The 18,761-nt window shown below is 64.8% G+C and carries 18 protein-coding genes and 1 tRNA gene; 6 read left to right on the forward strand and 13 right to left on the reverse strand.

Features of this window, described 5'->3' with window-relative positions:
* Position 1: 1 nt before the first annotated feature.
* The 5 genes from rlmH to proB all read right to left on the reverse strand — a co-directional run bounded on the left by rlmH (position 2) and on the right by proB (position 4,496).
* Positions 2-484, reverse strand: a complete 483-nt coding sequence (gene rlmH, locus XI08_RS16445; protein WP_271575192.1) for a 23S rRNA (pseudouridine(1915)-N(3))-methyltransferase RlmH — start codon at positions 482-484, stop codon at positions 2-4.
* Positions 485-579: 95 nt separating this feature from the next.
* The gene (rsfS, locus tag XI08_RS16450) at positions 580-936 is read right to left on the reverse strand and encodes a ribosome silencing factor (RefSeq protein ID WP_027547558.1); all 357 of its coding nucleotides are present in this window, start codon (positions 934-936) and stop codon (positions 580-582) included.
* 208 nt (positions 937-1,144) lie between these two features.
* Positions 1,145-1,789, reverse strand: coding sequence for a nicotinate-nucleotide adenylyltransferase (locus tag XI08_RS16455; protein ID WP_027547559.1), 645 nt, complete (start codon positions 1,787-1,789; stop codon positions 1,145-1,147).
* A 23-nt stretch (positions 1,790-1,812) separates the two neighbouring features.
* Positions 1,813-3,108, reverse strand: a complete 1,296-nt coding sequence (locus XI08_RS16460; RefSeq protein WP_271575193.1) for a glutamate-5-semialdehyde dehydrogenase — start codon at positions 3,106-3,108, stop codon at positions 1,813-1,815.
* Positions 3,109-3,374: 266 nt separating this feature from the next.
* Positions 3,375-4,496 (reverse strand): glutamate 5-kinase, encoded by a 1,122-nt coding sequence (gene proB, locus XI08_RS16465; protein WP_271575194.1) that lies wholly within the window; start codon positions 4,494-4,496, stop codon positions 3,375-3,377.
* Positions 4,497-4,711: 215 nt separating this feature from the next.
* On the opposite strand from proB, the gene XI08_RS16470 reads away from it, so the two are divergent.
* Positions 4,712-5,689, forward strand: a complete 978-nt coding sequence (locus XI08_RS16470) for a Bug family tripartite tricarboxylate transporter substrate binding protein (protein ID WP_271575195.1) — start codon at positions 4,712-4,714, stop codon at positions 5,687-5,689.
* 153 nt (positions 5,690-5,842) lie between these two features.
* Here XI08_RS16470 and XI08_RS16475 read toward each other — a convergent pair whose 3' ends face one another.
* The 3 genes from XI08_RS16475 to XI08_RS16485 all read right to left on the reverse strand — a co-directional run bounded on the left by XI08_RS16475 (position 5,843) and on the right by XI08_RS16485 (position 9,346).
* Positions 5,843-7,477: an alkaline phosphatase family protein gene (locus XI08_RS16475; RefSeq protein ID WP_271575196.1), complete on the reverse strand. Its 1,635-nt coding sequence runs from the start codon at positions 7,475-7,477 to the stop codon at positions 5,843-5,845.
* A gap of 234 nt (positions 7,478-7,711) precedes the next feature.
* A complete protein-coding gene (gene obgE, locus XI08_RS16480; protein ID WP_271575197.1) occupies positions 7,712-8,752 on the reverse strand; it encodes a GTPase ObgE in 1,041 nt (346 codons plus the stop codon).
* 114 nt (positions 8,753-8,866) lie between these two features.
* Positions 8,867-9,346 carry a MaoC family dehydratase gene (locus XI08_RS16485; RefSeq protein ID WP_271575198.1) on the reverse strand — a complete coding sequence of 160 codons (480 nt, stop codon included), beginning with the start codon at positions 9,344-9,346 and terminating at the stop codon, positions 8,867-8,869.
* 260 nt (positions 9,347-9,606) lie between these two features.
* Between XI08_RS16485 and XI08_RS16490 the strand changes: the two genes are divergently transcribed.
* Complete coding sequence (locus XI08_RS16490; protein WP_271575199.1) at positions 9,607-10,521, forward strand: DMT family transporter; 915 nt, start codon at positions 9,607-9,609, stop codon at positions 10,519-10,521.
* A 158-nt stretch (positions 10,522-10,679) separates the two neighbouring features.
* On the opposite strand, the gene XI08_RS16495 is transcribed toward XI08_RS16490, so the two are convergent.
* The 3 genes from XI08_RS16495 to rplU form a co-directional block, all read right to left on the reverse strand.
* On the reverse strand, positions 10,680-11,273 hold the full coding sequence (locus XI08_RS16495) for a GNAT family N-acetyltransferase (protein ID WP_271575200.1): 594 nt from the start codon (positions 11,271-11,273) through the stop codon (positions 10,680-10,682).
* 127 nt (positions 11,274-11,400) lie between these two features.
* Positions 11,401-11,670 carry a 50S ribosomal protein L27 gene (rpmA, locus tag XI08_RS16500; RefSeq protein ID WP_011083253.1) on the reverse strand — a complete coding sequence of 90 codons (270 nt, stop codon included), beginning with the start codon at positions 11,668-11,670 and terminating at the stop codon, positions 11,401-11,403.
* A 97-nt stretch (positions 11,671-11,767) separates the two neighbouring features.
* The gene (gene rplU / locus XI08_RS16505) at positions 11,768-12,157 is read right to left on the reverse strand and encodes a 50S ribosomal protein L21 (RefSeq protein WP_011083252.1); all 390 of its coding nucleotides are present in this window, start codon (positions 12,155-12,157) and stop codon (positions 11,768-11,770) included.
* Between the two features lie 328 nt (positions 12,158-12,485).
* Between rplU and XI08_RS16510 the strand changes: the two genes are divergently transcribed.
* Positions 12,486-13,610 (forward strand): ROK family protein, encoded by a 1,125-nt coding sequence (locus XI08_RS16510; protein WP_271575201.1) that lies wholly within the window; start codon positions 12,486-12,488, stop codon positions 13,608-13,610.
* A 288-nt stretch (positions 13,611-13,898) separates the two neighbouring features.
* Here XI08_RS16510 and XI08_RS16515 read toward each other — a convergent pair whose 3' ends face one another.
* Entirely contained in the window at positions 13,899-14,762 is an 864-nt protein-coding gene (locus tag XI08_RS16515; protein WP_271575202.1) for an alpha/beta fold hydrolase, read from the reverse strand.
* A gap of 134 nt (positions 14,763-14,896) precedes the next feature.
* Between XI08_RS16515 and XI08_RS16520 the strand changes: the two genes are divergently transcribed.
* Positions 14,897-14,986 (forward strand) — tRNA-Ser (locus XI08_RS16520).
* A gap of 32 nt (positions 14,987-15,018) precedes the next feature.
* Here the strand turns inward: XI08_RS16520 and XI08_RS16525 are convergent.
* Positions 15,019-15,939, reverse strand: coding sequence for a LysR family transcriptional regulator (locus tag XI08_RS16525; protein ID WP_271575203.1), 921 nt, complete (start codon positions 15,937-15,939; stop codon positions 15,019-15,021).
* Positions 15,940-16,054: 115 nt separating this feature from the next.
* Here XI08_RS16525 and XI08_RS16530 point away from each other — a divergent pair, with 115 nt between their 5' ends.
* Together XI08_RS16530 and XI08_RS16535 are read left to right on the forward strand one after the other, a co-directional pair.
* Positions 16,055-17,695: an FAD-dependent oxidoreductase gene (locus XI08_RS16530; protein ID WP_271575204.1), complete on the forward strand. Its 1,641-nt coding sequence runs from the start codon at positions 16,055-16,057 to the stop codon at positions 17,693-17,695.
* 79 nt (positions 17,696-17,774) lie between these two features.
* Positions 17,775-18,755 carry a Bug family tripartite tricarboxylate transporter substrate binding protein gene (locus XI08_RS16535; protein WP_271575205.1) on the forward strand — a complete coding sequence of 327 codons (981 nt, stop codon included), beginning with the start codon at positions 17,775-17,777 and terminating at the stop codon, positions 18,753-18,755.
* The last annotated feature ends 6 nt before the right edge of the window (positions 18,756-18,761 follow it).

Genomic DNA, 18,761 nt, shown 5'->3' on the forward strand with positions numbered 1-18,761 from the left:
ATCACGCGCGGTGATAGGGGTGGCCGGCCAGGATGGTGGCGGCCCGATAAAGCTGTTCCAGAAGCATGACGCGGACCATTTGGTGCGGCCAGGTCGCAGAGCCGAACGCGATCGCGAGCTTGGCCTTACAGCGCAATTCGGGCGAAAGTCCGTCCGCCCCTCCGATCACGAAGATAGTATGACCGGCACCCTCGTCGCGCCAGCGCCCGAGATGCCGTGCGAATACGGTTGAATCGAGATTCTGCCCGCGCTCGTCCAGCGCCACCAGGATCGACTTGTCCGGGATATGTGCGGAGATCGCCGCAGCCTCTTCGGCCATCCGCGTCGCGGTGTCGCGCGCGCGGCTCTCGGGGATTTCGTGGATCGACAGCTCGCGAAATCCAAGCTTGCGGCCGGCCTCGTCGAACCGCTCGAAATAGCGGTCGGCAAGCTCCCGTTCGGGGCCCTGCTTCAGCCGGCCCACCGCAATGACAGCAACACGCATGATATCTTCAGGGTCGCGTTTTCAAGACCGCGCGCAATACGCGCGCGCACGACGCTAGCATGCGCGTCAGCCGATTCGAAATCGGCTCGGTGAGCCTAGATCGCCTTCGCCGCCCCTGGGCCCTGCGTGTACAATCTCTCGAGATTGTAGAACTCGCGGACCTCGGGTCTGAACACGTGCACGATCACATCGCCGGAATCGATCAGCACCCAGTCGCAATTGGGCAAGCCCTCGACGTGGATGCTCTTGATGCCGTTTTCCTTGAGGCTTTTCGTGACGTTTTCCGCGATCGCGCCGACGTGCCGGTTGGCCCGGCCCGTGGTGACGATCATGTAGTCGGAATACGCCGATTTGCCGCGAAGGTCGATGGTGACCGTCTCTTCCGCCTTCATGTCCTCGAGGCGGGAGAGGATCAGGCTCAGCGTCTTGTCGGCGTCGGGTTGCGCCTTCAAGGCCGCAGCTTTGGTCGATGTTTTACGCGTAGGCTTAGCAACCTTGGGTAAAACAGACTTGGACAATACAGATGTGGCCAGGGACCATTCCTTTCACTGTATCGCGAGAGCCGAATCCGGCCCTCACTGGTTACACTACATCATGTGGGGTTAAGGGTTTCAATATGCCAGAGAGCCCCAAGCCCACACTCCATCCACACACTCCGTCTCACTTCGGACCTTTCCAGCTCCCGTCCGGGTTCCGTAAGCCCGTCGAGGACAGGTTCAGCTTCAATCCCGTCAGGAAGACCCAGGCCGGCGCCGGCCGATCCGCAAGCAATGCCGCCTCACTCTCGGGCAGGCGATAGCGCGCAAGCGCCTGAGCGGCGGGCGAGGCGAGGGCACGAAAACTCTGCGGCGGGCGATCGATGACCGCAATCGGCACCTGGTCGGCGATGCGCCGCCAGTGCTGCCAACGGTGGAATTGAGCGAGGTTATCGGCGCCCATAATCCAGACAAAGCGCAAGCCCGAGAGGCGGCGGCGCAAGGTGTTGATCGTGTCGATAGTGTAGCGCGTGCGAATGACGGATTCGAGACAGCTCACCTCGATCCTTGAATCGCTGGCGACGTCGCGCGCGGCCTGCATGCGCGCGCCGAGCTCATGCAGATTGCCGTTCTCCTTCAGCGGATTGCCCGGCGTCACCAGCCACCAGACGCGATCGAGTTGCAATCGCTTCAGCGCGAACTGACTGATCGCGCGATGCGCCTGATGCGGCGGATTGAACGAGCCGCCGAGCAGGCCGACGCGCATGCCTTCGGTGTAGGGCGGAATGGCCTGCGCGAAGAAACGTGGCGCGACGAAATTGTTACTCAATGCCCCACGCCTCGCGACATGACTTACGGCCGCGTCTGACCTGTGCCGTGGACGCGATATTTGAAGCTCGTGAGCTGCTCGGCGCCGACAGGGCCACGGGCGTGGAAGCGACCGGTGGCGATGCCGATCTCGGCACCGAAGCCGAACTCGCCGCCGTCGGCGAACTGCGTCGAGGCATTGTGCAGCACGATCGCGGAATCGACCTCGCTCAGGAATTTCTTCGCGGCAGCCTCATCCGCGCTCACGATCGCATCGGTGTGATGCGAGCCATGGTTCTGGATATGCGCGATCGCGCCGTCGACGCCGTCGACCACCTTCGCCGCGATGATCGCGTCGAGATATTCGGTGTCCCAATCGTCCTCGCTGGCAGGCTTGACCCGCGCATCGGTCTTCTGCACGGCATCGTCGCCGCGTACTTCGCAGCCGGCCTCGATCAGCATCTCGACCAGCGGCTTCAGGCTCGTTGCGGCAGCTGCGCGATCGACCAGCAGCGTCTCGGCCGCGCCGCAGACGCCGGTGCGCCGCATCTTGGCGTTGAGCACGATCGACTTCGCCATGGCGAGGTCGGCGCTGGCATCGACATAGACGTGGTTGACGCCTTCGAGATGCGCGAACACCGGCACGCGCGCTTCCTGCTCGACGCGCGCGACGAGGCTCTTGCCTCCGCGCGGCACGATCACGTCGATCGCGCCGTTCAATCCTGACAGCATCATGCCGACAGCCGCGCGGTCGCGCGTCGGCACCAGCGTGATCGCGGCTTCGGGGAGGCCCGCTTCGCGCAGGCCCTGCACCAGGCATTCATGGATGGCGCGGCACGAACGAAAGCTGTCGGAGCCGCCGCGCAGGATCACGGAATTGCCCGACTTCAGGCACAGCACGCCGGCGTCGGCTGCAACGTTCGGCCGGCTTTCGAAGATCACGCCGACGACGCCGAGCGGCACGCGCACGCGCTCGATGGTCATGCCGTTCGGCCGCTGCCAGCGCTCGGTGACGAGTCCGACCGGATCGGCGATGCCGCGCACGATGCCGATACCCTCGGCCATGGATTCGATCCGCGCCGGCGTCAGCGTCAGGCGGTCGATGAAGGAGGAGGTCGCATTGCCGGAGGCGCGCGCCTCCGCAACGTCCTCGGCATTGGCGGCGAGAATCGTCGCCGCGTTCGCGCGGATCGCCCGCTCCATGGCCTCGAGCGCCCGGTTCTTCTGCTCCGGCGGCGCCAGCGCCAGCACGCGCGCGGCAGCGCGGGCACGGGTGGCGAGATCGGACATCAGCGCCTGAAGATCGGCATTGCCGTCAACGGCTTTGAGGGGGGCGGCCATGGGGTTTTCAACCTTCTGCTAAGGCGGTGTCCTAGCACGGAAATCCCGCTTTTGCGAAGGGCGGGGAGGGTATGGCAGGGCCTCGGCCGCGCGCCGGCTGGGTCAATGACCTAGCTCTCCGGGCGCGGTCCAGCTCCCACGCCGCCCAGTGGTGTCATTCCGGGGCGGTGCGTCAGCACCGAACTACGGTGCGCGGTTGCGCACCTGAGAATCTCGAGATTCCGGGTCTGGTCCTTCGGACCATCCCGGAATGACGGAGCAAAGGGTTACCCGCCCACCACCAGATCGTCGCGGTGGATCATCTCGGCGCGGCCGCTGATGCCGAGGATGGTCATCACATCAGGGGAGGAGCGGCCCTTGATCCGCTCGGCGTCGTCGGCGTCATAGGCGATCAGGCCGCGGCCGATCTCGCTCATATCGGGACCGCGCACGATCACGGCATCGCCGCGGGCGAACTGGCCCTCGACCCTGGTCACGCCGGCCGGCAGCAGGCTGGCGCCGGCGCGCAGCGCCGTCACCGCACCGGCGTCGATCGTCAGCGTCCCCTTCGGCTCCAGCGTGCCCGCGATCCAGCGCTTGCGCGAGGTGATGGGATTGGCCGGCGTCAGGAACCAGGTGCAGCGGCCGCCATCGGCGATCGCCTGGAGCGGGTGCTCGATCTTGCCGGAGGCAATCAGCATATGCGTGCCGCCGGTGGTGGCGATCTTGGCCGCCTCGACCTTGGTGCGCATGCCGCCGCGCGACAGCTCGGACTCTGCGTCTCCAGCCACCGCCTCGATCTCCGAGGAGATGCTGTCGACGACGGGAATGAGCTTTGCGTTCGGGTTGTTCTTCGGCGGGGCGTCGTAGAGCCCGTCGATGTCCGACAGCAGCACCAGGAGGTCGGCGCTCGCCATGGTGGCGACGCGCGCGGCGAGGCGGTCGTTGTCGCCGTAGCGGATCTCGGTGGTCGCGACCGTGTCGTTCTCGTTGATCACCGGGATGGCGCGCCACTCCAGGAGCTTGCCGATGGTGGAGCGCGCATTGAGATAACGGCGGCGCTCTTCGGTGTCCTGAAGCGTGACCAGGATCTGGCCGGAGTCGATGCCGTGCGCGCCTAGCACCTCCGACCAGATCCGCGCCAGCGCGATCTGGCCGACGGCCGCGGCGGCCTGGCTCTCCTCCAGCTTCAGCGGGCCGCGCGGCAGCTTGAGCCGGCTGCGGCCGAGTGCGATCGAGCCCGAGGAGACGACGAGGACGTCGCGTCCTCCCTTGTGCAGCTTGGCCATGTCGTCGGCGAGCGCGGCGAGCCAGGACGTCCGCACCTCGCCCTTGTCGGAATCGACCAGCAGCGCGGAGCCGACCTTGACGACGATGCGGCGGAATTGACTGAGTTCGGGGCTGGCCATGTGTGTATGGGTTGGCGCGTGTGACGAATTGCTCGGTGTGGAACGGCGGAGCAAACAAGCGGCGCCGGTAAGGCCTGCTTTTGCAGCAGGACGATGGCCGGCGCAAGGCGGCGGGGATGGTAAACGGCGCAACCTTGCTTGGTCATCGGCCTTGTCTTGCGCGCCGGCCCGGTTCTAATGCCGGCAACCAAATAATGGGTTGGAAGGGGAAACGTATGGATCGCCGCAAATTCATGGCTGGATGTCTTGGAGGAGGTCTTGGGCTGCCGCTCCTCGCACCGGCGGGCGGGGCGCAAGCGCAGGCGGGGCTTTCAAAAATCATCTTTCCGTTTGCGGCGGGCGCCGGCGGCGACACGCTGTGCCGGCTGATCGCGCAGGAGATGGCTCCGGCGCTGCAACGGACCATCGTGGTCGAGAACCGAACCGGCGGCGACGGCCTGATCGGCATCAAGGCGGTGAAGGGCGCGAGCCCCGATGGCAACATGGTGCTGGTGACGACGGGCCCCACCATGTACCTGCTGCCGATGGTGGAGACGACGCCGAGCTTCGACACGGCCAAGGATTTCATGCCGGTGTCGCTGCTGGCGCGGTTCGAGTTCGCCGTTGTGATCGGCCCGGCGATCGACGCTGCCGATTTCAAGTCATTCGTGGCGTGGCTGAAGGCGCATCCCGACAAGACGTCGTTCGGGGTGCCGAGCAACGGCACCATTCCGCATTTCATGGGCTCCAAGCTCGAGAAGGATCTCGGCATTCCCTTGACCCGCGTGCCCTATCGCGGCAGCGCACCGATCCTCAATGATCTCATCGGCGGCCATCTGTCGTTCGGCATCGTGACATTGGCCGATGCGCTGCCGCAGCACCGCGCCAAAGGCGTGAAGATCATCGCGGTCTCGAGCGCGGAACGGTCGCCCTTCGCATCAGAGGTCCCGACGCTGAAGGAGAGCGGCATCGATCTGGTTGCGGACGCCTGGTACGGCATGTGGCTTCCCGCCGGCAGTCCGCCGGAATTCGCCAGCAAGCTCGGCGCCGCCGCAAGCGCTGCGCTCGCCAAGCCCGAGGTGAAGGAGAAGCTCACCGCGATCGGTCTGATCCCGGTCGGCAGTGCTGCGGATGGGCTGATGAAGGAGCTCGCCGCCAACACGGCGTTCTGGCAGCCGATCGTGAAGGCGACAGGATACAAGATCGAGAATTGAAGTCTTCTCCCTCTCCCCGCTTGCGGGGAGAGGGTCGGGGTGAGGGGGAGTCTCCGCGGGGACGCCGGCAGTTGGACTCGCGGAGACTCCCCCTCACCCGCCGCGCTTCGCGCGTCGGCCTCTCCCCGCAGGCGGGGAGAGGCAAAGAGCAACTCACATCTTCGCGCGCTGCGCGATGCCGTCCTTGATCGCCGCAAGCTCGGTCTCATCCCAGATGCCGATCAAAACACCGCCCTTCACTTGGAGCTGATTGTCGGCATAGGCCGCGATCTTCTCGCGCGGCGTCGTGATGTGGTGGTTGGGATGCAGTGCCCAGTCGAACAGCTCGGCCTGTAGCCGCGCGATGATGCCGGCGCATCCGGGATCGTCGCCGCGATCCAAAAACTCTTCCGGATCGGTTTCGAGATCATACAGCATCGGGCGGAAGCCGGAGGCGTGGATGTATTTCCAGCGGCCGTCGAACACCATGAACAGGCGACAGCGTTCGATCGGCTGGTTCAGCTTCAGCCGCACGTCCTGCATGGCGTAGTCGTATTCGGAGAAGGTGACCTTGCGCCAATCGCTTGGCGTTGGCCCGCGCAGCAGCGGCAGCAGCGAGCGCCCTTCGAGAATGTGGCCCGGCACCTTGCCGCCGAAGTAGTCGACGAAGGTCGGCGCGAGATCGATGCCTTCCACCAGTGCGTCGCTGCGCGTGCCGCGCGTGGCGTCTGCCTCCTTCGACGGATCGATCACGATCAGCGGAATCTTCGCCGACTGTTCGTGGAATAGATCCTTCTCGCCCATCCAGTGATCGCCGAGATAGTCGCCGTGATCTGACGTGAACACGATCATGGTGGTGTCCAGCAGGCCGCGTTCCTCCAGGAACTTCATCAGCACGCCCATCTGGTCGTCGATCTGCGTGATCAGGCCCATATAGGTCGGGATCACCTTCTCGCGTGCATCGTCGCGCGCCATGTTGCGGGAGTAGCGCATGTCCATATAGGCGCCGAACACCGGATGCGGGCTCGAGCGCTCGCGCTCGGAGCGGATCACCGGGATCATGTCCGCTGTCGAGTACATGCTGGCATAGGGTTCGGGCGCGATGTAGGGCCAGTGCGGCTTGATGTAGGACAGATGCAGGCACCACGGCTTGCCATCGGTCTCGGCCTCGGTGATGAAATCCATCGCGCGCCGCGTCATGTAGGGCGTTTCGGAATGCTCCTCCGGCACGCGCGCGGCCTTGTCGGCATGCACCAGCAGCCAGCCGTTCTGCAACGAGCCGTCCTCCGCTGCGCCGGAATTGGCCCAATGCTCCCAGGGATTGGGCGCTTCGAATCCCTGCTTGCGGAGATACTCATCGTATTTCGGGCGCGGCCGTCCCGTCGGGTGCAGGCCGTCGTCGCGCTCATAGGGCTCGAAGCCGCATTCGGCGACATGCACGCCGATCATCGACTCCGGCGGGATGCCGAGCGCCTTCATGCCTTCGAGGTCAGGAGCCATGTGGGTCTTGCCGACCAGCACGTTGCGCACGCCGATCCTCCTGAGGTGATCGCCGAGCGTGGGCTCGCCGACGCGGAGCGGCCAGCCGTTCCAGTGCGAGCCGTGCGAGCGCATGTAGCGCCCGGTGTAGAACGACATTCGCGAGGGCCCGCAGATCGGTGACTGCACGTACGCCTTGCTGAAGAGCACGCCGCGCTTCGCCATGGCGTCGATGTTTGGAGTCTTCAGCGTGGGATGGCCGGCGCAGCCGAGATAGTCATAGCGAAGCTGGTCGCACATGATCCAGAGAACGTTCTTCGCGCGCGCCATGCGTCATCCCTGCCGTTTCTTGATTGCTTGATGCTGCGCTATCGAATGCGCGATGGCAACCTGCCAGTGATGCCGCGGTTCTACACTCCGCTGTCGTCCCCCGCGCACGCGGGGACCCATAACCCCAGGACGTGGTTTTGCGAAGACTTGTCGTTCGGTACTGCAACCATCCGCAAACGAGAGATCACGCGGTATGGGTCCCGGCGTTCGCCGGGACGACGTTGGGGAGAGAGTTCAGGCCGACCAGGGCTCGGCTTCGGCGGCGCTCTTCGCCTTGGCCGACACCGGGGCCTCGCCGATCACGTCGACAAGCGCGCGCAGCGCTTCCTTGACGCCGTCGCCGGTGATGCCGGAGAGCAGCAGCGGTGTCTTCTTGGCGGCGCGCTTGAGCCGGTCCTTCTGCTTCTTGAGCTCGTCCGGCTCGACCGCGTCGATCTTGTTCAGTGCCACGATCTCGATCTTGTCGGTGAGCAGCCCGCCATAGGCATTGAGCTCCGTGCGCACCGTCTTGTAGGCCTTGCCGGCGTGTTCGCAGGTTGCATCGACGAGATGCAAGAGCACGCGGCAGCGTTCGACATGGCCGAGGAAGCGGTCGCCGAGGCCCGCGCCTTCATGCGCGCCCTCGATGAGACCTGGAATGTCGGCCAGCACGAATTCGCGGCCGTCGGCATTCACGACGCCGAGCTGCGGATGCAGCGTGGTGAAGGGATAGTCGGCAATCTTCGGCTTGGCCGCGCTGACCTTGGACAGGAAGGTCGATTTGCCGGCATTGGGCAGGCCGACGAGGCCGGCGTCGGCAATGAGTTTCAGCCGCAGCCAGATCCAGCGCTCCTCGCCGGGCTGGCCCGGATTGGCGTTGCGCGGCGCGCGGTTGGTCGAGGACTTGAAGTGCGCGTTGCCGAAGCCGCCATTGCCGCCCTCGGCGAGCACGAATTTTTCGCCGACATTGGTGAAGTCGTGGATCAGCGTCTCGCGGTCCTCATCGAAGATCTGCGTGCCCATCGGCACCTTCAGCACGATGTGCTTGCCGTTGGCGCCGTGGCGGTCCGAGCCCGCGCCATTCTCGCCCTTCTGGGCCTTGAAGTGCTGCTGGTAGCGGTAGTCGATCAGCGTGTTGAGGCCGTCCGCGACCTCGAGGATCACGTTGCCGCCGCGGCCGCCATTGCCGCCGGAGGGGCCGCCGAATTCGATGAACTTCTCGCGGCGGAACGCCACGCAGCCGTTCCCACCGTCACCGGAGCGGACATAGACCTTTGCTTCGTCGAGGAATTTCATGGGCCATAGGTAGGCCAGCCGGTCCCCCGCGGCAACCCGGACTTACCCGCAAATCGGCCGAAATTCCGCGAATTTCGCCCCTTGCTTAACCCCAAGGCGACTTCCAAGGCGACTTCAGAAGGGGCGCCTCCGGATCAGGAATTTCTGCATGCCCTCCAGCACCAGCTCCTTGCGCTGGTTGAACACGGTGCTTTTGAGCGTCACCACGCCGGTCGAGCGCCCCGGCATCAGCTCGGTGACCTCGAGCGCGGGATAGATGGTGTCGTCGGCGAACACGGGCTTTAGGAACCGGCTCGATTGCTCGAGGAAGCCGACCAGGGAGTCCTCGACCATGAACGGAAACAGGCCGGCGCCGGGCGCGGTGTGGATCAGCGTCTGAAAACCGTGGGCGAGCAGATGCGGCATGCCGCGGCTGCGGCAATATTCCACATCGTAATGCACGGGGTGGGTGTCGCCGCTCGCGGTCTGAAACGCCGCGAACACCGCCGACGTCTGGGTCCGGCTCGGCAGCACGAAGCGTTCGCCGACGACGAAATCCTCAAACCAGCGTTGCGTGGGGATCATGCGGTGCCGGGCTGGATCGAAGTCGGTCATGTCAAAGCTCTCTTTGTCGATGAGGCGCCTATCGCTACCGCGATGCGAAGAGTGCGACAATCCGTTCAATTCGGCGGTGGTGGGCTTGTCCTGATCGCCCACGCCATTAAAACGACCGCAAGCGACGCTAATCGCCGGTTTTCGACGCTTCCTCAGCCGTCATTGCGAGCGAAGCGAAGCAATCCAGTCTGCCTCCGCGGACGATTCTGGATTGCTTCGCTTCGCTCGCAATGACGACCTCTCACACTCCGACTCGTTCAATGTCCTTCTTCAAGAACCTCTCCGCCTATGACGACCGATCGGCGCGACTGGCCGGCATTGCACTCATGGTGCTGTCGATCTTCATGTTCTCGTTCGGCGATGCCATGGGCAAGTTCCTGGTCGGGACTTATTCGGTGGGGCAGCTGCTGTTCCTGCGCGCCTGCGCGGCGTTGTTGCTGCTGTCGCCGCTGATCTGGCGGCAACGTCACCAGTTCCTGCATCTGGAGCGGCCGCGCTTGCAGCTGTTTCGCGTCGTGCTGTCGACGCTGGAAGTGGCGGCCTTCTTCCTTGCGACGGTCTATCTGCCGCTCGCCGACGTCATCACGTACTATCTCGCCGGCCCCATCTTCGTCACCGCGATGTCGGCGATCTTCCTGGGGGAGAAGGTTGGCTGGCGGCGCTGGACGGCGATTATGATCGGTTTCTGCGGCGTCGTGATCGCGCTGCGGCCGTCGGCGCAGACCGTCAGCCTGCCGGCGCTGATCGCGCTCGGCGGCAGCCTGTCCTTTGCGACGCTGATGCTGATCACGCGCAGCCTGCGCAAGACGCCCGACATCGTAATGGCGTCCTCGCAATTCGTCGGCACGTTTTCGCTGGGCGCGGTGCTGTCGGCATTCCACTGGGTGCCGCCGACATCAGGCAGCCTCGTCATCTTCGCGCTGGCCGGATGCATCTCGGTGACGGCGCTGTTCTGCGTCAACCGGTCGCTCAAACTCGCGCCGGCCAGCGTCGTCGTGCCCTATCAATATTCGATGATCGTCTGGGCCGTGATCTTCGGCTTCGTCGTGTTCGGCGACGTGCCGTCGATCGCAACCATCGTCGGCGCCGCCATCATCATCGGCGCCGGGTTCTATATTTATCTGCGAGAGCGCGATCTGGGGCGGCAGGGCGCGCAGGTGAACCCGCCGGCCTAACCACGCACCCAATGTCGTCCCGGCGAAGGCCGGGACCCATACCCACAGGGTACAATTTTGCGAAGACTCGGAGTGGGAGTCTTCGCGCCACAAGCATTTGGGGTTATGGGTCCCGGCCTTCGCCGGGACGACAGTTGTGTATGTCGCGGTGTCTTCGCCTACCTCATCCGCCTCGCGCTGCTCCAGCTCTTCAGCGACGCCCACACCCCGCGTGACAGGCGGAAGCAGTCGACGGGCGTGGAGGAGCCCAGCGCCAGGAAGCGGTGCAGCTGGACGCCGCTCCACTGGAAGCCGCACTTTTCCAGCACCTTGCGCGAGGCGGGGTTGGTGACGCGCGCGCCGGCATAGAGGTGGTCGTCCTCGAACTCCTCGAAGAAGAAGTCGATCGCGCCGCGCGCGGCCTCGGTGGCGAAGCCCTGGCCCCAATGCTCGACGCCGAGCCAGTAGCCGAGCTCGGCATTGTCGGGCTTCGAGCAGTCGATCCCGACCATGCCGACCGGCCCGCTGTCGTGCTCGATCAGGAACACGGTCTCGCTGCCGATCTCGGCGGTGGCGCGGACGAATTCGACGGCGTCGTCCTGCGAATAGGGATGCGGCAGGCGGCGGGTATTTTCCGCGACACGGCGGTCGTTGGCGAGGTGGGTGATGGTCCTGACATCGGCAAGTGTCGGGCGCCGCAAGGTCAGCCGTTCGGTGGCGACGACGCTCGGTCTCGCCTCCCGCAAGGTGGTGCTCGAAAAATCCTGCAACATGTCCGGCTCCGTCGAAGTCACTAAGACAAAACGAAAGGGGAGGCCGGTTTCCCGCCTCCCCTGGAGCCTACTTGTGGACTCCGCCGGTTTGGTCAGGACCCGGCGGACTCCAAATTTGATCCACCGTCTATTCAGCCGCCTCTGCGATCGGGAGTACCGATACGAATGTGCGGCCGTTGGCTTTGGCTTGGAACGTGACGCGACCCTCGATCTTGGCGAACAAAGTGTGGTCCGTGCCCATGCCGACATTAAGGCCGGGGTGCCAGGTGGTGCCGCGCTGACGCGCAATGATGTTGCCGGGAATCACAACTTCCCCGCCGAACGCCTTGATGCCGAGGCGCTTGCCCTTTGAATCGCGACCGTTGCGCGATGAACCGCCTGCTTTTTTGTGAGCCATGGCTCGTCTCCGAAATCCTGAGTAGTTCTAGATCAATTCCTTGACGGAATCATTTCACAATTTCTCACGCATCAATTCGTGAATTGGCGTGATCAATTTATGCGGCGGCGTCTTCCTTGGTCGCTTCCTTGGCGACCTTCTCCTTCTTCGGACGCGGCCCCTTGGTGGGCTTGGCGTTGTCCGTCAGGATCTCGCTGACGCGCAGCACCGTGATCTCGTCGCGGTAGCCACGCTTGCGGCGCGAATTCTTGCGGCGGCGCTTCTTGAACGCGATGACCTTGGGGCCGCGCTTGTGGTCGAGCACCTCGACCGCCACGGACGCACCGGCCACCGTCGGCAGACCCAGGATCGGCGTGTCGCCGCCGACCACCAGAACTTCATTCAGCTGCACGATCGAGCCAACTTCGCCTTCGATCTTGCCTACTTCCAAGACATCATCCGGAGCGACGCGGTACTGCCGGCCGCCGGTTTTGATGACTGCGAACATCGTTGTTTTCCTTCGTGTTCAATCCCGGCCTCGCGACAGTCTGTCGGGGCCGGCTTTTTGTCAGTCGCTATGGGTTTATGCGAGTTTTGTGCGGGCGGGAGTTATCCCTTTGAAAACCCACGCAAAAACAAGCGGCGCGAGAAACGCCCCGCGCCGGGTGTGGGACTTATAGCCGCCGGACGCCGCAAGTCAAGGAAAACCGCCGAAAAAGGCCCGGTTTTGAAGGATTTGGCCACCCGCCCGCCCGTCAGCCGATTCTCCGCCGGCTTTGCAACCAACGGGTTCCCGCGCCGTTGTCCCAAGATTTCGCAAGCGGGCAAGGGCACCCATGGCAACGGACGAACTGGTCGCGACGACGGGCATTGCGCAGCACGGCGCGAGCCGCCTGCCGTCGGTGGATGTCGACAGTTTCAACCTCGAGATCAAGGACGAGGACGGTTTTCTCGGCGACCGCGCCAGCAAGGGCGCGTTCCGCGACATCCTCGACCGCTGGCGCAAGCCGCTGCGCAAGACCGGCGAGGATCCGTTCGGCAAGGAGCCCTCGGACCAGATCAGCAAGAAGACACTGGATGCGATCCTGATCGGCGACGACACCGAGGCCTCGGCGCTGGTCCACAGCACGATCGAGGATTTCGCCCAGGAGCTCGCTTATGTCACGCGCCGCTTTCTCAAGACCAAGGCCTGGGCCAAGACCGAGCGCATCATCGTCGGCGGCGGATTTCGGGATTCCAGGCTCGGCGAGCTCGCGATTGCGCGCACCGAGATCATCCTGAAATCCGAGGACTTCAAGATCGACATGCAGCCGATCCGCCATCATCCCGATGAGGCCGGCCTGATCGGCGCGCTGCATCTGGCGCCGTCATGGATCTTCGAGGCTCATGACAGCATCCTCGCCGTCGATATCGGCGGCACGAATATCCGCTGTGGCCTCGTGGAAACGAGCTGGAAAAAGGCGAAAGACCTGTCGAAGGCCAAGGTCGTGAAATCCGAGCTGTGGCGTCATGCCGACGACGAGCCGACGCGCGAAGGCGCGGTGAAGCGGCTCACCAAGATGCTGAAGGGGCTGATCACCGAGGCCGAGACCGAAGGCTTCAAGCTCGCGCCCTTCATCGGCATCGCCTGTCCCGGCGTGATCAACGCGGACGGCTCGATCGAGAAGGGCGCGCAGAACCTGCCGGGCAATTGGGAGAGCAGCAAGTTCAACCTGCCGGCGAGCCTGAGCGAGGGCATCCCCGAGATCGGCGAGCACGACACCGCGATCCTGATGCACAATGACGGCGTGGTTCAGGGCCTGTCGGAGGTGCCGTTCATGCAGGACGTCGAGCGCTGGGGCGTGCTCACCATCGGCACGGGCCTCGGCAATGCGCGCTTCACCAACCGCCGCAAGGACAATGGGAAAGACCGTGATTCTACCGAGAATGGGAAGAAAAAGGCCAAGTCTGACAAGGAGTAACCTTGACTGGTTAGGTTAAGGGACGGATTGCGTTGCGGTGCATGGGGCACCCGCTACGGTCGAATTTGTCGCCTCACCTGGCCGGCGAAGCCGCCCTTCCTGGCCAGCATTTCAATGAGCGGCACCGGGACCGCCAGTGTTTACCGCGTCTGGCGGTCCCGACCCCTCTTTCGGAGTCCCAGAGCGTTTTCGAGCGAAGTGGATGCCGGTTCGCGTCAAGAAAACGCGTCAAAACAAGAATCGAGCGCCCCGTTCCGATTCCATCGGAACGGAAGTGGTGCTCGAGCTTCAGCCCCAGCCGACGCGCTGAAAGAACGCCGCGATCTCCGCGGCCGCGCGATCCGGATCTTCCCGATGCGGGAAGTGACCGGCGCCGGGAAACATCGCGAGATCGAGCGCGCTGAACGTCTCGCCGAGCCGGTCGGTCCAAGCATAGGGAAACAGCGGATCGTGCTCGGCCCAGCGCACGCAGGTCGGCACATCGATCGGCGGCAGCAGCAAGGCTTCGCCCTTCATCATCGCGACGCGCCCGGCATGCGAGGCGCGATAATGCGCAAAGCCGCCGGCGAGGTTGCCGTCCTTGAAGAAATTGTCGACGAAGGCGTCGAGGACGTCGTCGAAGGCGTCTTTTCGATGCGCCCAGCCCTTCAGGAAGTGGCCGATATAGAGGCGGCAGTTTTCGCGGCTCGCGCCGACGAGCGCGGGCGCCATCTCCATCTGGTGGAAGGACTGGTACCAGATGTGGTTGAGCCTATCGGGCGCCGCCATGCGCGCCCCGATGCCGGGATAGACGAAATCAAAGAAGAAGAGACCGGCGAGCCGCCCCGGTGCCTGCCGGGCCAGGGGCTGCATCACGGCGCCGCCGACATCGTGGCCGACGACCCCGAATCGCGCGATGCCTAGCCCGTCCATCAGCGCCAGCATGTCGGCGGCATGGCCATCCGGCCCGTAAGGCCCGTCAGGCTTGTCGCTGTCGCCGAAGCCGCGCAGATCGGGCGCGATCAGCGTGAAGCGATCGGCCAGCCGGGCCATCACCGGCTCCCAGGTCAGCCAGAATTCCGGCCAACCATGCAGCAAAAGCAGCGGTTTGCCCTTTCCAGCGCGAACCAGGTGGAAATCGGCGCCATTGGCCTTGATCGACAGATGCTCCACAGCGGTTCCTCCCGGGCTGAAGGGCGGGGTGAAAGAGGTAGCGGATTTTCCTCCTTCGCGCCTTGTCTGGCCCGCCATCCTCGCCTATTAACGCCCCCAACCACAGGGGCCCTGCTCCTTACTTGGCGCCTTCAGGAGAGGTGGCAGAGTGGTTGAATGCACCGCACTCGAAATGCGGCATAGGTGCAAGCCTATCGGGGGTTCGAATCCCTCCCTCTCCGCCATAATAAAACGGCTTCGAGAAAGCCCCGCAAAATCAGCCTGATGTCGTCGACGTCCGCGGGGATTGCTGCGCCAGCACCGTCCGCGCCGTTGCCACAAACGCCTGTGCCGCCGGCGACAATGTCCGCCCCTGGCGCTGCAGCAGCGACACCGGGCGGGTGATGGCCGGACGTATCAGCGGCTTTGCGACCAGCGTCGGAAACTGATCGGCCGGCAGCATTGTCGCGGGGAGGATGGCGAGGCCGAGACCCTGCGCGGTCATGGCGAGCGCGGTGTTGATCAGCGTCACTTCATAGGTCGGGGCGAGATGCTTGCCCTGTGCGCCGAGCGTCTGATCGATCTGCATGCGGATCCGCGTCTCGCGCCGCATCGCGATCGTCGGGAACTGTGCCAGCTCGTCCCATGTCAGCGCGCGCCGCGCGGCGAAATCGGCTGTGCTCCGGCCGATCGCGCTCAGGCGCCCGCGGGTCAGCGTCTCGATCGTCATGTCCGCGAATTCACCCTCCACGCTGCCGATCGCGAACTCCGCGTCGGTTGCGACCAGGCGCGGAACGAGATCGTCGGCGGCAACATCCCGCATGTCGATCTCGATGTCGGGATGGGCCGCACGGAATTTTGCGATCACCAGAGGCAGCAGCGCCGAGGCGGCGCCGGCCGAGGCGAGAAACGCGACGCGGCCGGCGCGCGTTTGCGCGAGGTCGCGCATGCGCCGTGACAGGCCCAGCGCATCGCCGAGCATCCGTTCGGCCGCGAGGAAAGCCTCATTGGCGGCCAAGGTCGGCTGCACCGAGCGCGTGGAACGATCGAGCAGTTTGACGCCGAGCTGGGTTTCGAGCTGCTGGATCAACAGGCTCGCCGCCGACTGCGTGATCCCGAGCTCGCGCGCGGCCCGCGTGATGCTGCGGGTGCGATAGACGCCGGTGAAGGCTCGCAATTGGCGCAAGGTGACATTCATAGGCAATACTCATGAATTGATGAGTTCTTTCTGGCTTATCTCATAAGCGAGCCTGCAATAAAATGCATGCTGCGCGGACGGAGAATCCGCGGCGAGGCGAGCAGTGGAGATGAGTATGAGGACACAGGTGCTGGTCGTGGGCGCCGGACCCGTAGGATTGACCGCGGCCATGGATCTGGCCTCGCGCGGGATTGACGTCGTCGTCGCGGAGGTCCGCCATGCCGGCGATCCGCCCAGCGTCAAATGCAATCACGTCTCGGCGCGTTCGATGGAAATCTTCCGCCGGCTCGGCGTCGCCGCAAAGCTGCGTGACGCAGGCCTGCCTGCGGACTTCCCGAACGATTGCTCCTACCGGACCACGGCGACCGGCATCGAGCTGTGCCGCATCGACATTCCCTCGCGGGCGAGCCGTTACAGCGCAACCGGCGGCCCGGACACGTGGTGGCCGACGCCGGAGCCGCCGCACCGGATCAACCAGGTCTATCTCGAGCCGATCCTGTTCACCCATGCGGCCGCTCAAGCGCGCATCACCATTTTGGCGCGCACGGAAATCACCGACATCGAGCAGGGCGACGGCCATGTGGTCGCACTGGCGCGCGACCTCGACAGCGGGAGCTCGCTTCGCATCGAAGCGTCCTTCGTGATCGGCTGCGACGGCAGCCGTTCCCTGGTTCGCAAATCGATCGGTGCCAGCCTGTCCGGCACGCCGGTGATCCAGCGCGTGCAGTCGACTTTCATCGAGGCGCCGCAGCTCAAGGAGTTGATGGGCGCTCACAAGCCGGCCTGGATGGTGCTCTCGCTCAACCCGCGACGCTCGGGCACCACGGTTGCGATCGACGGTCACGACCGCTGGCTGATCCACAACCACCTCAGGCCCGACGAGCCCGAGTTCGATTCGGTCGATCGCGATTGGGCGATCCGCGCCATTCTCGGCGTCGACGAGCGCTTCGAATACCGGGTCCTCAGCAAGGAGGACTGGGTCGGGCGCCGGCTGGTGGCCGATCGTTTCCGCGACCGCAGGGTCTTCATCTGCGGCGACGCCGCGCATTTGTGGATGCCCTATGCCGGCTACGGCATGAATGCGGGCATCGCAGACGCCGTCGATCTCTGTTGGCAATTGGCGGCGCATCTGAACGGGTGGGCGCCGGCTTCGATCCTCGACGCCTATGAAGCGGAGCGTCAGCCCATCACCGAGCAGGTGTCGCGCTTTGCGATGGACCATGCGATGAAGATGATGGCGCAGCGCGGCGGCGTGCCGGCGGAGATCGAGGACGACACGCCGCGCGGCCACGCGGCGCGCGCAGCGCTGGCCAAAGCGGCCTACGATCTCAACGTGCAGCAATATTGCTGCGCGGGTCTCAATTTCGGCTACTACTACGATGCCTCGCCGATCATCGCCTATGACGGCGAAGCGCCACCGGCTTACGCGATGGGCAGCTTCACGCCCTCCACCGTGCCCGGCGCTCGCGCGCCGCATCTGTTCCTGCGCGACGGACGATCGCTCTACGATGCGTTCGGAGCCGGCTACACCTTGTTGCGGTTCGACCCGGCGATCGACGTGGCGCGGCTGCAATCCGCCGCAAGGGAGCGCGGCATCCCGCTCGCGCTGGTCGATATCGCGCCTGACGAGGCGAACGGCGCCTATGCCGAGAAGCTGGTGCTGGCGCGGCCCGACCAGCACATCGCCTGGCGCGGGCAGGTCGCGCCGGCGGACCCACAAGGCTTGCTGGCGCGCATCACCGGCGCTGCGGCGTAAGGCGGCTTGAAGCGGACGGCCCGGCGGCGCAGACCGCCCGGTCGTGGTTCACAAACAAGAACGTAACGAGGAGGGGAACGTGTTTCACGTTGCAAGGCGCCGCATTCTGGCCGTGCTGACGGCCGCAAGTTTCGCCGTGCTGCCGCTTGAGGCGGGCGAAGCCGCCTATCCGGAGCAATTGATCAAGATCATCGTAACCTTCCCGCCCGGCGGCAGCGCCGATACCGTGATCCGTGCGCTCGAGCCGTTGGTCACCGCCGAGCTCAAGCAGAGCCTGGTGATCGAGAACCGCGCAGGCGCTGGAGGCAACATCGGCATGGCCGCGGTCGCGCAGGCAAGGCCGGACGGCTACACGCTCGGCGTCGCGCCGGCAGGCAGCCTGACGGTGAACCCGCATCTCAATTCGTCGATGCCGTTCGAGCTGAAGGATCTCGCGCCGATCACACTGCTTGCGGAAATTCCCTTTGTGCTCGTCGCCTCCGCGAACATACCCGCGCACACGACGGCGGAGACGGTCGCGCTCGCCAAGGCAAAGCCGGGTGCGCTGTCGATCGGACATGGCGGCAATTCGACGGCCATGCATCTGACGGCGGCGCTGTTCACGCAGAGGACCGGGATCGCCATGGAGCTGGTCCCGTATCGCGGGACCGCGCCCGCCACGGTCGACGTTCTTGCCGGACATGTCCCCTTCGCGGTGCTGGATATTCCCGCATCAAAGCAACTGATCCTCGAAGGCAAGCTCAACGCGATCGGCGTCTCCTCGGCGCGCCGCCTTTCATCCCTGCCGGAAGTGCCGACGCTGGCCGAGAGCGGCATTGCGGGTTTCGAATCCGTCGGCTGGTTCGGGCTGGTTGCGCCGGCCGGCACGCCCGCTGACATCGTCGCCAGGCTGAACGAGGCTTTCACGAAAGCCCTGAAGGACCCGTCCGTGGCCGAGAAGATCAGGACCCTCGGCGTAGAGCCCGCACCGATGTCGCCGGAGCAGTTCGGCCGCTTCATTCAGAGCGAAAGCGCGAAATGGGGCAAGCTCATCAGCGAAGCCGGCATCAAGGCGAACTAGAACTGG

It is taken from the genome of Bradyrhizobium sp. CCBAU 11361, from assembly GCF_028128935.1.
GTDB lineage: Bacteria > Pseudomonadota > Alphaproteobacteria > Rhizobiales > Xanthobacteraceae > Bradyrhizobium > Bradyrhizobium niftali.

Excerpts from the sequence above, each read along its gene's own strand:
- rlmH (WP_271575192.1), bottom strand. The coding sequence starts at position 484 with ATGCGTGTTGCTGTCATTGCGGTGGGCCGGCTGAAGCAGGGCCCCGAA.
- XI08_RS16460 (WP_271575193.1), bottom strand. The coding sequence starts at position 3,108 with ATGGCCGCCCCCCTCAAAGCCGTTGACGGCAATGCCGATCTTCAGGCG.
- proB (WP_271575194.1), bottom strand. The coding sequence starts at position 4,496 with ATGGCCAGCCCCGAACTCAGTCAATTCCGCCGCATCGTCGTCAAGGTC.
- XI08_RS16470 (WP_271575195.1), top strand. The coding sequence starts at position 4,712 with ATGGATCGCCGCAAATTCATGGCTGGATGTCTTGGAGGAGGTCTTGGG.
- XI08_RS16475 (WP_271575196.1), bottom strand. The coding sequence starts at position 7,477 with ATGGCGCGCGCGAAGAACGTTCTCTGGATCATGTGCGACCAGCTTCGC.
- obgE (WP_271575197.1), bottom strand. The coding sequence starts at position 8,752 with ATGAAATTCCTCGACGAAGCAAAGGTCTATGTCCGCTCCGGTGACGGT.
- XI08_RS16485 (WP_271575198.1), bottom strand. The coding sequence starts at position 9,346 with ATGACCGACTTCGATCCAGCCCGGCACCGCATGATCCCCACGCAACGC.
- XI08_RS16490 (WP_271575199.1), top strand. The coding sequence starts at position 9,607 with ATGTCCTTCTTCAAGAACCTCTCCGCCTATGACGACCGATCGGCGCGA.
- XI08_RS16495 (WP_271575200.1), bottom strand. The coding sequence starts at position 11,273 with ATGTTGCAGGATTTTTCGAGCACCACCTTGCGGGAGGCGAGACCGAGC.
- rpmA (WP_011083253.1), bottom strand. The coding sequence starts at position 11,670 with ATGGCTCACAAAAAAGCAGGCGGTTCATCGCGCAACGGTCGCGATTCA.
- rplU (WP_011083252.1), bottom strand. The coding sequence starts at position 12,157 with ATGTTCGCAGTCATCAAAACCGGCGGCCGGCAGTACCGCGTCGCTCCG.
- XI08_RS16510 (WP_271575201.1), top strand. The coding sequence starts at position 12,486 with ATGGCAACGGACGAACTGGTCGCGACGACGGGCATTGCGCAGCACGGC.
- XI08_RS16525 (WP_271575203.1), bottom strand. The coding sequence starts at position 15,939 with ATGAATGTCACCTTGCGCCAATTGCGAGCCTTCACCGGCGTCTATCGC.
- XI08_RS16530 (WP_271575204.1), top strand. The coding sequence starts at position 16,055 with ATGAGGACACAGGTGCTGGTCGTGGGCGCCGGACCCGTAGGATTGACC.